This window comes from Streptococcus sp. HMSC073A12 (assembly GCF_001812815.1).
Lineage (GTDB): Bacteria > Bacillota > Bacilli > Lactobacillales > Streptococcaceae > Streptococcus > Streptococcus vaginalis.
The window spans coordinates 1-12,857 of the sequence record NZ_KV810528.1 but is presented as its reverse complement, the minus strand read 5'-3'; the positions used below and the strand labels follow the sequence as shown (position 1 = coordinate 12,857).

General features: G+C 37.9%; 13 protein-coding genes. 7 read left to right on the top strand and 6 right to left on the bottom strand.

The features are described from left to right. The first annotated feature begins 50 nt into the window (after positions 1-50). From HMPREF2876_RS02385 to pulA, 5 genes are all read left to right on the top strand, one after another. A complete protein-coding gene (locus tag HMPREF2876_RS02385) occupies positions 51-1,346 on the top strand; it encodes a sugar ABC transporter permease (protein WP_070584094.1) in 1,296 nt (431 codons plus the stop codon). Position 1,347: 1 nt separating this feature from the next. Further along, the gene (locus HMPREF2876_RS02380; protein WP_003026676.1) at positions 1,348-2,190 is read left to right on the top strand and encodes a sugar ABC transporter permease; all 843 of its coding nucleotides are present in this window, start codon (positions 1,348-1,350) and stop codon (positions 2,188-2,190) included. A 97-nt stretch (positions 2,191-2,287) separates the two neighbouring features. Next, entirely contained in the window at positions 2,288-3,100 is an 813-nt protein-coding gene (locus HMPREF2876_RS02375; RefSeq protein ID WP_070584092.1) for a DUF1189 domain-containing protein, read from the top strand. A gap of 10 nt (positions 3,101-3,110) precedes the next feature. After that, positions 3,111-4,097 carry a LacI family DNA-binding transcriptional regulator gene (locus HMPREF2876_RS02370; protein ID WP_070584089.1) on the top strand — a complete coding sequence of 329 codons (987 nt, stop codon included), beginning with the start codon at positions 3,111-3,113 and terminating at the stop codon, positions 4,095-4,097. Positions 4,098-4,110: 13 nt separating this feature from the next. Further along, positions 4,111-6,186 (top strand): type I pullulanase, encoded by a 2,076-nt coding sequence (gene pulA, locus HMPREF2876_RS02365; protein ID WP_070584087.1) that lies wholly within the window; start codon positions 4,111-4,113, stop codon positions 6,184-6,186. A gap of 221 nt (positions 6,187-6,407) precedes the next feature. Here the strand turns inward: pulA and HMPREF2876_RS02360 are convergent, their stop codons facing one another. The 4 genes from HMPREF2876_RS02360 to hisS all read right to left on the bottom strand — a co-directional run bounded on the left by HMPREF2876_RS02360 (position 6,408) and on the right by hisS (position 10,771). Further along, positions 6,408-7,343 carry a YitT family protein gene (locus HMPREF2876_RS02360; RefSeq protein ID WP_024053240.1) on the bottom strand — a complete coding sequence of 312 codons (936 nt, stop codon included), beginning with the start codon at positions 7,341-7,343 and terminating at the stop codon, positions 6,408-6,410. Continuing rightward, the gene (aspS, locus tag HMPREF2876_RS02355; RefSeq protein ID WP_070584084.1) at positions 7,330-9,084 is read right to left on the bottom strand and encodes an aspartate--tRNA ligase; all 1,755 of its coding nucleotides are present in this window, start codon (positions 9,082-9,084) and stop codon (positions 7,330-7,332) included. The genes HMPREF2876_RS02360 and aspS overlap by 14 nt, the downstream gene beginning before the upstream one ends. Positions 9,085-9,203: 119 nt before the next feature. Next, positions 9,204-9,410: a hypothetical protein gene (locus HMPREF2876_RS02350; protein ID WP_003027825.1), complete on the bottom strand. Its 207-nt coding sequence runs from the start codon at positions 9,408-9,410 to the stop codon at positions 9,204-9,206. An 80-nt stretch (positions 9,411-9,490) separates the two neighbouring features. After that, complete coding sequence (hisS, locus tag HMPREF2876_RS02345) at positions 9,491-10,771, bottom strand: histidine--tRNA ligase (protein ID WP_070584082.1); 1,281 nt, start codon at positions 10,769-10,771, stop codon at positions 9,491-9,493. Between the two features lie 228 nt (positions 10,772-10,999). Between hisS and rpmF the strand changes: the two genes are divergently transcribed. Both rpmF and rpmG read left to right on the top strand, forming a co-directional pair. Next, a complete protein-coding gene (gene rpmF / locus HMPREF2876_RS02340; RefSeq protein WP_003026691.1) occupies positions 11,000-11,182 on the top strand; it encodes a 50S ribosomal protein L32 in 183 nt (60 codons plus the stop codon). A gap of 15 nt (positions 11,183-11,197) precedes the next feature. Next, positions 11,198-11,347: a 50S ribosomal protein L33 gene (gene rpmG / locus HMPREF2876_RS02335; RefSeq protein WP_003026692.1), complete on the top strand. Its 150-nt coding sequence runs from the start codon at positions 11,198-11,200 to the stop codon at positions 11,345-11,347. 169 nt (positions 11,348-11,516) lie between these two features. Here the strand turns inward: rpmG and HMPREF2876_RS02330 are convergent, their stop codons facing one another. Beyond that, entirely contained in the window at positions 11,517-12,632 is a 1,116-nt protein-coding gene (locus HMPREF2876_RS02330) for a site-specific integrase (protein ID WP_001124256.1), read from the bottom strand. Next, entirely contained in the window at positions 12,625-12,828 is a 204-nt protein-coding gene (locus HMPREF2876_RS02325; protein ID WP_000498227.1) for a DUF3173 family protein, read from the bottom strand. The genes HMPREF2876_RS02330 and HMPREF2876_RS02325 overlap by 8 nt, the downstream gene beginning before the upstream one ends. Positions 12,829-12,857: the final 29 nt, after the last annotated feature.

Sequence of the window (12,857 nt, the reverse complement as noted above, 5' to 3'; positions counted from 1 at the left end):
TCGATTGGCAGCACCAGTCGAGTTCTATATTTTAGAAAAAGGAGACTCTGATGACTACACAACAACAGCCACGTAAAGCATTGCTGCTCTCCCTCATCCCAGGACTTGGGCAAATTTATAATAAACAAAAAGCAAAAGGGGCTATCTTTTTAGGAGTTACCATTTTATTTTTGATTTACTTTTTCGCCATTGCTGCTCCTGAGTTAGGAAACTTAATTACTCTCGGTGAGATGCCTGGACGCGATAACTCTCTTTTCATGCTGATTCGTGGTGCATTCCACTTTATTCTTGTCATTGTTTATTTCATCTTTTATGCTCTCAATCTAAAAGATGCTTATACTATTGCGAAACGTTGGAATAATGATTATCCAGTTCCTACGACTTTCAAAGATATGTTAAAAGGAATTTACGCTAATGGTTTTCCTTACCTATTGATTATTCCTTCATATATTGCAATGACTTTTGCTATCATTTTCCCTGTATTGGTCACTCTTTTAATCGCCTTTACAAACTATGATTTCCAACATTTGCCTCCAACCAAGCTCTTGGATTGGGTTGGCGTGACAAACTTCACTAATATTTGGCGACTTAGCACTTTCCGTTCTGCTTTTGGAGCCGTTCTTGGTTGGACTATTATCTGGGCACTGGCTGCCTCAACTATCCAAATCGTTATTGGTATTTTTACCGCTATTATTGCAAACCAACCATTTATTAAAGGAAAACGCATTTTCGGCGTTATCTTCCTACTGCCTTGGGCTGTCCCAGCATTCATCACTATCTTAACTTTCAGTAACATGTTCAACGATAGTATCGGTGCAATCAATACCCAAGTTATTCCGCTTCTTGGTAAAGTATTGCCATTCTTAAATGGACATCTGATTCCTTGGAAAACAGATCCGACCTGGACTAAAATTGCTCTAATTATGATGCAAGGTTGGCTTGGTTTCCCTTACATTTATGTATTGACACTTGGTATCTTGCAATCCATTCCAAACGATCTTTACGAAGCAGCTTACATTGATGGTGCAAATGCATGGCAAAAATTCCGCAATATCACTTTCCCAATGATTTTAGCAGTTGCTGCTCCTACACTCATCAGTCAGTATACTTTCAACTTCAACAACTTCTCTATCATGTACCTCTTTAATGATGGCGGTCCTGGTACAGTTGGTGGTGGTGCAGGTTCAACTGACATCCTCATTTCATGGATTTATCGTTTAACGACAGGTGCAGCTCCTCAATACTCAATGGCTGCTGCGGTAACACTTATCATTTCTCTTATTGTGATTTCAATCTCCATGATTGCGTTCAAGAAACTACATGCATTTGATATGGAGGATGTGTAAGATGAATAATTCTATTAAATTTAAACGCCGTTTAAACCACTTTTTAACTTATTTCTATCTAGTGGCTTTATCTATTATCATTATCTATCCTCTCTTGATTACGATTATGTCTGCTTTCAAGACAGGGAATGTCCTTGCGTTTAAGCTAGATACAGATATTAATTTTAGCCTAGAAAACTTTAGCAAGCTTTTTACTGAAACTCTTTATGGGACTTGGTACTTTAACACTTTAATCATTGCTATCTTGACAATGATTATCCAAACAAGTATAGTTGTACTAGCTGGTTACGCTTATAGTCGTTATAATTTCCTAGCTAGAAAACAAAGTCTGGTCTTCTTCTTAATCATTCAAATGGTGCCAACAATGGCTGCCCTGACCGCTTTCTTCGTTATGGCTTTGATGTTAAATGCGCTCAACCACAGTTGGTTCCTCATCTTCCTTTATGTCGGCGGTGGTATCCCAATGAACGCTTGGCTCATGAAAGGGTACTTTGATACTGTGCCTATCTCGCTTGATGAGTCCGCTAAATTGGACGGTGCTGGTCACTTCAGACGCTTCTGGCAAATTGTACTGCCACTCGTTCGTCCAATGATTGCTGTACAAGCTCTCTGGGCTTTCATGGGACCATTCGGAGACTACATCTTATCTAGTTTCTTACTTCGTGAAAAAGAATTCTATACAGTTGCTGTTGGTTTACAAACCTTTGTTAGTGATGTGAAGAATTTGAAGATTGCTTACTTCTCAGCAGGTGCTATCTTGATTGCTTTGCCAATCTGTATCTTATTCTTCTTCCTACAAAAGAACTTTGTATCTGGTTTAACAAGTGGTGGCGACAAGGGATAATCTTGTCCCACCCTCTTTTATTTATAGTTGTATGATAGCTAATAAACTTTGCTTTATTAGCCATTACCTGATTATAAATTTTTAGAAAGAGTGTCTTATGCTACCTTATCCATTTAATTATTTTTCTAGTATTTACGGTTTTAAAAAGCCTTTTGCCAACCGAAAATTACTGACCTGGTTTCAATTGATTTTTACAAGCATCTTTTTAATTTCCTTATCCATAATACCAGTTGCTGTGCAAAACGCGTCTCTCAAGACTTATCCACTCACTACTTTTGTAGATGGTGTTTTTGACCCTGTTACAAAGGAAGTAATGGACGATATCACAGAGAATGCTAAAATAGAAAATTATCAATTCAGCTATGCTGGTCAGCAATCAACTCACAATAGCAAAGCAGGAACTGTCCTTCTAGGGAAAGAACAGTCTACCTTAGGAGAAAAACTAACACTTGCTTTTGGATCCAAACAACTGATTATCAGCAAAAAAGGAAAAAAACTGGCAGACATTCAATATCAGCATATCAATCAAGCTGCTCTAAAAAATAAAAAGTCGCTCAGTGCCGCCATTTCACAAGATTGGTTTCAACAAAATCGTGTGACAGTCAGTCTATTTCTCGTTCTCCTTTCTGGCGGTCTTTTGACACTGAATTTCTTCATCATCATCTTAGGAGCTACCTTTTTCCTTTATTTAACGAAAAAATCACGTCTTTTTTCTTTTAAAACCGTCAAAGAATGCTATCATTTTGCTTTGAATTGTTTAGGTTTGCCAACTTTGATTGCTGTTGCAGCAGGGTTATTGTTCGGTCAAGCCATGACCACTATGATTACCATTCAAAACATTCTTTTTGTGCTTTATCTCGTCATTATTTTCTATCGGACACATTTCCGTGATGAAAAAATGAAAAAGTAGGAGGTTTTTTATGCGAGTTACTATTAAAGAAGTTTCTAAATTGGCAGGAGTTTCGCCTTCTACCGTTACCCGTGTTGTCCAAAATAAATCCAGCATCAGCGATGAGACCAAAAAAAGAGTCCGTAAAGCTATGAAGGAATTGAATTATCATCCTAATCTCAATGCACGTAGTCTTGTTAGCAGTTACACACAAGTCATTGGTGTTGTTTTACCTGATGATTCCGATGCTTTTTATCAAAATCCATTTTTCCCTTCAGTATTTCGTGGGATTGCTCAGGTAGCTTCTGAATTTCACTACGCTATTCAAATTGCGACCGGGAAAAATGAAAAAGAGCGTATGGAAGCTATTTCCCAAATGGTTCTAGGGAAACGTGTGGACGGGCTCATTTTTCTCTATTCTCAGGAAAATGATCCATTAGTGAAAATGGTTAGTGAGGAACAATTTCCTTTCTTAATTTTAGGAAAATCTCTTTCTCCGTTTATTCCTTTGGTGGATAATGACAATATCCAAGCTGGATATGATGCAACAGAATATTTTATCAAAAAAGGCTGCCGCAATATTGCTTTTATCGGTGGTAGTAAAAGACTATTTGTAACGCAAGATCGTTATAAAGGGTATCAAAAAGCGCTGGAAGATTACCACTTAGAGCTTGATCCTCAAAACACAGCATTTGCAAATGAATTTTTGGAAGAAAAAGGATATCAATTCACAAAACATCTTCTAAATCATGATTCAAAAATTGATGCGATTATCACAACAGATAGCATGCTAGCAGAAGGGGTCTGCAACTATTTAAATCAAAATCAATTATCTATTCCTACTCTAGCTTTTGACTCTATTAAACCCAAACTTGACTTGGCAGCTTATGTTGATATTAATACGCTAGAACTGGGGCGGATTTCTTTTAAAACTATCCTGCAAATTATCAATGATACCAAAGAAAATCGACAAATTTGTTATCGCCAAGTAATTCCACATCGCATTATTGAACAATAAAGAAAGGAAGTTTATGGCTTTCCGAACATTCCAAGCCTACTTAGATGACCAAAGTCTCATCACGATCGAGTTAGAAAAACAATTTTATACTGAACAATTACAATTTACAATCGAAACGATTGATAGCACACAAACCTTACAGATAAGAACTCTGAAAGAACAAGATGACTTCGTGCAATACAGTCTTGCTCCTCTTGAGCCGTTAGATTTAACCAGTCATTATTGGATTTACGACCAAGATCGCAATAAAACCTTTTTGCAATTTCGCCATATTGTGAGAAAACCGATTTTTGACCAGACCTTTGCTTATGATGGCGATGACTTAGGAGCTCATTACACTCCTAAAGTAACGACTTTTAAACTCTGGGCTCCTATTTCCGAGCAAGTTTTGCTCCATTTACAAAATCAAGTTTATCCGATGACACTTGGTGAAAAGGGCGTTTGGCAAACAGAGGTCTCTGGAGATTTTGATGGGGCTGCTTATTACTATCTACACAAAGTGAATGGTCATTGGGTGGAAGTCCACGACCCTTATGCCCTATCTTCTGAAAGCAATTCTGGTGTTAGTTATGTTGTCAATCCAGAGAAAATTACTCGCCCAATTCACCGAGCAGCAACACAAATTCCAATAACAAAAGCTGTTATCTACGAGATGAGTGTGAGAGATTTTTCCATGCAAAAAGAAGCAGGATTTACCTACTCTGGGAAATTCAAGTCCCTAACAGAGTCTCCTGATTTACAAGAACACACTTTGGGAATGGATTATGTCAAACAACTGGGTGTTACTCATATCCAACTCATGCCAGTGTATGATTTTGGCAGTGTTGATGAAAACCATCCAGAACTCGTGTATAACTGGGGCTACGACCCTATGCAATACAATCTTCCTGACGGTAGTTTTGCAACGAATCCACATGATCCTTATACAAGAATCGTTGAATTGCAAGGAGCAATCGCTGCTTATCATCAAGCCGACATCAGTGTTATCATGGACGTCGTTTACAATCATGTCTACAATCCCCAAACCTATGCTTTTGAAAAAATTGTCCCAGGCTATTTCTTCCGCTATGATCACAATGCCAATTTAACAAATGGGACTTTCTGTGGGAACGACGTAGCAAGTGAGCGGGCAATGGTTCGTAGCTATATTAAGCATTCCCTCAAACAATGGCTAACTCTTTATGGAATGGACGGCTTCCGCTTTGACCTCATGGGCATTCTAGATATGGAAACCATGAAACAAATCGCAGAGGAATTGAAGTTTCTTTATCCAAATGTTTATTTGTACGGAGAAGGGTGGCGTATGACCACCGGACTGGATAGCAATCGGCTTGCACATCAATTCAACGCCGCTCAGTTACCAAGCTATGGTTTTTTCAGCGACCACTTCCGCAATACAATCAAAGAAACAATTTTAGAAGGCAGTCAAATCCAAGATTCCAAACCAATAGATACGATAGAAAATGTATTGACAGCTAATGTTGGATTAACGGAAACAGCACATTTTATCGCACCCCAGCAAGCTATCAACTACGTGGAATGCCATGACGATGCAACGGCTTTTGATTATTTTGCAATTAAAAAGCCAGATATCTCTCTAAATGAGCGGTTAGCAGATGCACGACTCGCTTTGCATATTACTTTGTTAGCTCAAGGGGTACCGTTCATCCATAGTGGGCAAGAGTTTTTCCGTAGTAAAAACCTCATGGATAATACTTATAATGCTCAAGACGCCATCAACCGTCTTGATTGGCTACGCTCAATTGAATATGAGAAAGACGTAGATTTTGTTCGCCAGTTGATCCAATTCAGAAAAGCAAATCCGCTTCTCGGTTTGGAAACAACGACAGAAATCCTTGACTTTTGCTCTGTCCAATGGCTCACCGATGTCCTTGTTGAATACAAAATTAAAAGGCAAAAAGAACAAATTACTATCCTCATCAATTTTGGAAATGAAGATATTGCTTATCAAAATCAAGAAAAACAAGCTATCTTTATCCAATATCCAAAAATCAACCTTGATACCCCCATTCAGGAAATCCAAAAACAATATACTGTTCCTGCAAAACAAGTTCTCGTACTTAAATAATCGTGAGGCTGGGCAAAAACACCATTTTTAATCTGAAATAAATAATCAACGACATCATAAAAGGCTTAAAATCAAGATTTATTTAAATCAGATTCTAAGCCTTTTTGCTTTTATGCTTGTTTTTGCCCATCCTCTATTTGTCCCGCACCGAAGGCCGCGAGACGGACTGCAAGTCATATAACAAAAAACATCAGATTGACCAAACTAGCCAATCTGATGTTTTATTCTTCTACGAAACGCCCAAGAATGTGAACATTATCTGCTACCGATACAAAAGCATGCGGATCGGTTTTACGCATAATATGTTTAAATTCATTAAATTCAGCATGCGTAATGACTGTAATCAAAACAGTCTTTTTCTCATGATTGTAAGTTCCTTCTGCACCATTAACCATGGTTGCACCACGATGCAATTTGTTATGAATTTTATCAATAACTTCTTCGGGATGACTGGTAATAATCATCGCCTGCATCTTCTTTTGCTTAGTAAAGACTGCATCTGTCACACGGCTTGACACAAAAATCGTAATCATCGAATATAGTGCATATTTCCAGCCGAAAGTCACACCGGCAATAATCATAATCATGCCATTGACCATAAAGGAAATATTTCCCACATTTCTACCGGTTTTCTTCCGAACCGTCAAGCTGACAATATCCGTCCCACCACTAGAAATATTGGAACGCAAAGCAAAGCCGATTCCCATTCCCATGATAACCCCACCAAACAAAGCATTGATAATCGGGTCATTTGTTAAGGTCACTTCAGGAACAAACTGGATAAACAGCGAACTCATGGAAACGGTTATAAAAGTAAATACCGTAAATTTGTGCCCAATTTGATACCAAGCTAAAATCATCAGCGGGATATTGATGAGATAGAAAGTCACAGAAACCGGAATAGTAAATCCTAAAAAACGCGTACTTAAAGCGGCTAAAATCTGTGCCAATCCAGTCGCACCGCTTGAATAAACATGTCCCGATTGAAAGAAAAGATTCACTGCAACCGCAGATAGAAAACCATAAATGAGCGAAGCAGAAATCTTTTCATCGTACTTCTCACGAGAAATACTCTTAAGTACTCGTATCAACTTAAAATCATAGGCTAGACGGCGCAAATAATAACGCAATCGTTTGTAAATCTTACTTTTCTTCATGAGTTTCTACTTGTAAACTTAATTCTTCAAGTTGTTTAGCATCGACTATGCTTGGCGCCTGAGTCATTGGATCACTTGCTTTGTTGTTTTTAGGGAAAGCAATCACTTCACGGATATTTTCCTCGCCAGCCAGCAACATGACAAAACGATCTAGCCCAATTGCCAGTCCACCATGCGGTGGAAAACCATAATCCATTGCTTCTAGCAAGAAACCAAATTGATCAGTAGCTTCTTCTTCAGAAAAACCAAGAGCTTTAAACATTCGTTCTTGCAAATCTTTGTGGTTAATACGAAGACTTCCACCACCCAATTCATAACCATTCAAGACAATATCATAAGCAATAGCACGAACCTTGCTCAAATCACCTTCTAATTCATGAGCTGTGTCTGCTTGTGGAAGAGTGAATGGATGGTGCGCACTCATATAGCGACCTTCTTCTTCCGACCATTCAAACATTGGCCAATCCACAACCCAAAGATAATTAAATCTCGATTCATCAATCAAGCCCAAATCTTTTGCAAGACGAACACGAAGAGCTCCCAAGGATGCATTGGCAACTTCTAGAGTATCAGCTACAAAAAGAACCAAATCATTGTCTTCAAGCTGCAAAGCATCTGTCAACTCACTTGTCAAGTCTTTCAGAAACTTAGCAACTGGGCCGTTTAATTCACCTGATGCCACCTTCACCCAAGCAAGCCCTTTTGCTCCATACTGTTTTGCTTGCTCTGTCAACTTATCTATATCTTTCCGCGAATAGCTGTCAGCTGCATTTTTCACAACAATAGCTTTAACGGCTGGTGCTTCTGAGAAAACTTTGAAGTCAACTTCCTTGACAATCCCTGTCAAGTCTTGTAACAGCATCTCAAAACGTGTATCTGGCTTATCACTTCCATACAAAGCCATTGCATCATCATAGTTCATGCGTGGGAAGGGCAGAGAAACCTCAATCCCCTTCGTTTCTTTCATCACTCGAGCAATCAAGCCTTCTGTAATATCCTGGATTTCTTGATCAGATAGGAAAGAAGTTTCTAAGTCAACCTGTGTAAACTCTGGTTGACGGTCTCCACGTAAATCCTCATCACGAAAGCATTTTACAATTTGATAATACCGATCAAATCCAGCATTCATCAACAGTTGCTTGGTAATTTGAGGACTTTGTGGCAGTGCATAGAAATGACCTTGGTTCACTCGACTTGGTACCAAATAATCACGCGCCCCTTCTGGAGTTGACTTAGTAAGAAACGGCGTTTCCACATCAATAAATTCAAGCTCATCTAAGTAATTACGAATTGAATGTGTTACTTTAGCTCGTAATTTCAAATTTGCCAACATTTCAGGACGACGAAGGTCTAAATAACGGTAACGGAGACGGGTATCATCATTCGCTTCAATACCGTCTTTGATTTCAAATGGAGTCGTTTTGGCCGTATTGAGAACTGTCAAATGCTCCACGTGTAATTCAACAGCTCCTGTTGCCAATTTATCATTCGCCTGCGTACGGACTTCTACTTTTCCAGTCACTTCGATCACATATTCGCTTCGCAAACTTTCAGCGGTTTCCATGACTTCTTTATCCACATTTTCAGGATTGATAACTAGCTGCATTATGCCTTCACGGTCACGCAAATCAATGAAAATCAGTCCTCCCAAGTCACGACGACGGGACACCCAACCTTTCAAAGTGATTTTTTGACCAACATGTTCACTACGAACACGCCCGACATACATTGAACGTTTCATTTTTATTCTCCAAACTTTTAATTCTTTTACTATTTTACCACAAAAGCGATGAAAAAGAAGACATGCTTTTCAAAATCTTCATATCTTAACGTAATATTTTTACAAAAGAAGATGACGACTCACCTCTTACTTTCTTTGTCATATAATTCAGGATGCAAAACCTTGACCACATAACTTGATGCTAAGCGCAATAGCCCTGCTGCCAAGCCAAAAATCGGTGCTAAAAACCGAAAAAAGAAATCCCCTCTTACAAAATAGGCAATTCCTCCTATAATCAAAAAAACAATTAGAAACTGAATTACAGACGGAATGATTATTTTTTTCATTGTTCTCTCCACTTCTACTTCAACATTCTACTATGTTATGAGAGAAAAAAGCCATTTGACTGGCTTTCTCCCTTTTTAAATTAAAACCCCAGTTGTTCAAAAATTGTTTGAAAATCTTTTTGAATCTGATTTAAGCTGACTGTCAATTCTTCACGAGTTTGATTGTTTTTGATGATAACTTGATTGCTTTCAATCTCACTTTCACCAAGAGTTATCAAAGTCTTAGCAGAGAAAGTATCTGCTGACTTGAATTGCGCTTTTAACTTACGATTTAAATAATCACGTTCAGCTGTAAATCCTTGCTTGCGAAGTGCTTGTACAATTTCCAAAGCTTTGTTATTAGCACCGTCTCCCAGAACCGCAATATAAACGTCCAAACTATCCTCTAGCGGCAAGGCTACACCCTGCTTTTCAAGAACGAGGAGCAGACGTTCTACGCCCATCCCAAAGCCAAATCCAGCCGTCTCTGGTCCACCAAAATAAGCAACAAGGCTATCATAACGACCGCCTGCACAAATAGTCAGTTCATTACCGGCTACATCTGCAGTAAATTCAAAAATCGTGTGATTGTAATAATCCAATCCGCGGACCATATTGGTATTGATAACATAAGGAATTCCCAGTGCTTCCAACATCGAACGCACAGCTTGAAAATGAGTTTGGCTTTCCTCATCTAGATAATCCAGAATAGAGGGTGCATTTTCAACAGCGAGTTTATCTTCTTTTTCCTTACTGTCTAGCACACGGAGAGGATTTTCTTCCAGACGACGCTGACTATCTTTAGAAAGACTGTCTTTCAACGGCGTCAAATAATCAATCAATGCTTGACGATAAGTGGCGCGACTCTTCGCATTCCCCAAACTATTCAACTGCAACGTTACACCTTGAATACCAATTTCATTGAAAAATTGAGCTGCCATGGCAATCGTCTCTACATCAGTCGCAGAATTATTGGAGCCAAAACACTCTACACCAATCTGATGAAACTCACGCAAACGCCCTGCCTGTGGACGCTCATAACGAAACATAGAACCCATATAATAAAGTTTCACCGGCTTTTGGACTTCTGGGGCAAAGAGTTTATTTTCCACATAAGAACGCACAACTGGTGCTGTTCCTTCTGGGCGTAATGTGATATGACGGTCGCCTTTGTCATAAAAATCATACATTTCTTTGGTTACAATGTCAGTCGTATCTCCAACAGAACGACTAATCACTTCATAATGCTCAAATAGTGGGGTGCGAATTTCTGCGTAATGATATTTTTTAAATGTTTTGCGAGCAAATTCTTCTACATATTGCCATTTGACAGACTCTTGAGGGAGAATATCCTGAGTCCCTTTCGGTTTTTGTAATTTCATAGCTTTCCTCTTCATTCATATAATATAATTATTTTACCACAAGTAACAGATTTTGAGGACTGTTTCGGTATATTTTCTCTAAAAAGCTAGCATGCTCTGCCATTTTCCAAAAAATAAAAGAAAATCTGTCAAGTAACTTTACTTTACAATTTTTTTTTGATATACTATTACAGTTGATGAAAATCAAAGAGATTGAATCGAACTTATATTAAAAGGAGAATAAAGAAAATGGCAGTACCTGCACGTCGCACTTCAAAAGCGAAGAAAAACAAACGCCGCACTCACTACAAAATTACAGCTCCATCTGTACATTTTGACGAAACTACTGGAGATTACTCACGTTCTCACCGTGTATCCCTCAAAGGATACTACAAAGGACGTAAAATCGCCAAAGCTGCAGCAGCAGAATAATAGAAGGGAGCTATCATGCGCGTAAATATCACACTTGAACACAAAGCATCTGGTGAACGCTTGTACCTTACTTCTAAAAACAAACGCAACACTCCAGACCGTCTTCAATTGAAGAAATACTCACCAAAATTACGTAAACATGTAGTGTTTACTGAAGTTAAATAAGAGTTAAATTAGTGAAAATAGCGTTAAATCAACGTTTAAACACTTAATAATAGCCGAGTGGGAACATTTTGGTAACAAAAAAGGTAGTAAGATACAATCTTGCTACCTTTTTATAATCTCCGTTTTCGTATAACAGACTTCGCTAGTGATACGAAAGCCGTGATTGAAATTAAAGTGATATTACCCCCTCTAGTTTATCCGCTACCTCTTTCATAGCAGAAGGGCGAAGATGGGAATATACTCCCAAAGTCGTCTGTATATCTGCATGACCTAGCCTATTTTTAAGTTCTAGGTCATTCATACCCAAAGAGAGCAACAGACTAGCATGGGAGTGTCTTAAATCATGAATGCGAATACTTTTAACACCTGCCATTTTCCCATGTTTCTTCATGCTATTAGCAAGCATTGTCTTAGTCACAGGTAAACAGTTATAAGAAAAGACAAAACTTATTTTTCCTAGCTGTTTCTGATGATTTTTCCATGAGGATAGCGCCTTAATCGTCATGGCATCAAGATAGATTTTTCTATTACTTGAAAAAGTTTTTGTGGGGTTAATTTGCCAATTATTTTTATTTTGATAAAACATAGACTTATTGACTTGTACAGCTTTATTTTCAAAATCAACATCTTCCCACGTTAAGGCTTGTAATTCACTAATCCTCAATCCTGTCATAAAGAGAAATAGAAAACAGGTATATTTCAAATGTTCTACAACATCATTTTTTTCAAATGTTTTGATAAATTTTTCAAATTCTTCTTTTGTCCAAAAATCAACCTTTTTTCTAGTCCTCTTCATATTTCCAACCTGCCGAGCAGGATTTTCACTCACAACACCCAAAGTAAGAGCCATATCAAACAACTCTTTTACTGTTTGATGTAAGTCTTTCAAATAGTTATTAGATAACCCCTCTTCCAAAATGTCTGTATGCCATTTTTTTATATGAATAGGCTTAACATCAACCATTTTCATAGGATAAAAATATTTCAATCTTTTCAACTTGGAAGAAAAGGTCATAAATGTCCTAGCAGTTACTTTATTCTTATAGTGAGGTACAAAATACTTTTCCAAAAATAACTCAACTGTTAAAGTTGCACCATGTACAATAGCTTTTTTCGAGTGTTTCGCTATAAAATCATCATACCATTTCTTGGCTTCTGTTTGAGTTTTAAACCCTCTTTTCTTTTTCTGCATTCTTTTACCGGTCACTTCATCAAAACCTAGAGAAGCAACCGCATAATAAGAACTACTAGCCTTGTCATAATATACATGAGGGATTTTAGGCATATTCTTCCACTTCCTCAAAATTTAATTTTGTACCCAAAATTTCCTCAACAGCTTCAACAGGAACTTGACCCAAACCCTTGGAATTATAGTAAGCAAAGCCCTTTTGTACCATCAAAGCCTTAGCCTGTTTAATCAAACTGTAAGCCTGATAATTTCCAAAACCTAATTTTTTCAAATCTTCTTTTGTTACGAACATAGCATTTTTCTCCTTTTCATGTTATAATA

Bases quoted from the DNA above. Each gene is read 5' to 3' on its own strand.
- HMPREF2876_RS02385 (WP_070584094.1), top strand. From the start codon at position 51: ATGACTACACAACAACAGCCACGTAAAGCATTGCTGCTCTCCCTCATC.
- HMPREF2876_RS02380 (WP_003026676.1), top strand. From the start codon at position 1,348: ATGAATAATTCTATTAAATTTAAACGCCGTTTAAACCACTTTTTAACT.
- HMPREF2876_RS02375 (WP_070584092.1), top strand. From the start codon at position 2,288: ATGCTACCTTATCCATTTAATTATTTTTCTAGTATTTACGGTTTTAAA.
- HMPREF2876_RS02370 (WP_070584089.1), top strand. From the start codon at position 3,111: ATGCGAGTTACTATTAAAGAAGTTTCTAAATTGGCAGGAGTTTCGCCT.
- pulA (WP_070584087.1), top strand. From the start codon at position 4,111: ATGGCTTTCCGAACATTCCAAGCCTACTTAGATGACCAAAGTCTCATC.
- HMPREF2876_RS02360 (WP_024053240.1), bottom strand. From the start codon at position 7,343: ATGAAGAAAAGTAAGATTTACAAACGATTGCGTTATTATTTGCGCCGT.
- aspS (WP_070584084.1), bottom strand. From the start codon at position 9,084: ATGAAACGTTCAATGTATGTCGGGCGTGTTCGTAGTGAACATGTTGGT.
- HMPREF2876_RS02350 (WP_003027825.1), bottom strand. From the start codon at position 9,410: ATGAAAAAAATAATCATTCCGTCTGTAATTCAGTTTCTAATTGTTTTT.
- hisS (WP_070584082.1), bottom strand. From the start codon at position 10,771: ATGAAATTACAAAAACCGAAAGGGACTCAGGATATTCTCCCTCAAGAG.
- rpmF (WP_003026691.1), top strand. From the start codon at position 11,000: ATGGCAGTACCTGCACGTCGCACTTCAAAAGCGAAGAAAAACAAACGC.
- rpmG (WP_003026692.1), top strand. From the start codon at position 11,198: ATGCGCGTAAATATCACACTTGAACACAAAGCATCTGGTGAACGCTTG.
- HMPREF2876_RS02330 (WP_001124256.1), bottom strand. From the start codon at position 12,632: ATGCCTAAAATCCCTCATGTATATTATGACAAGGCTAGTAGTTCTTAT.
- HMPREF2876_RS02325 (WP_000498227.1), bottom strand. From the start codon at position 12,828: ATGTTCGTAACAAAAGAAGATTTGAAAAAATTAGGTTTTGGAAATTAT.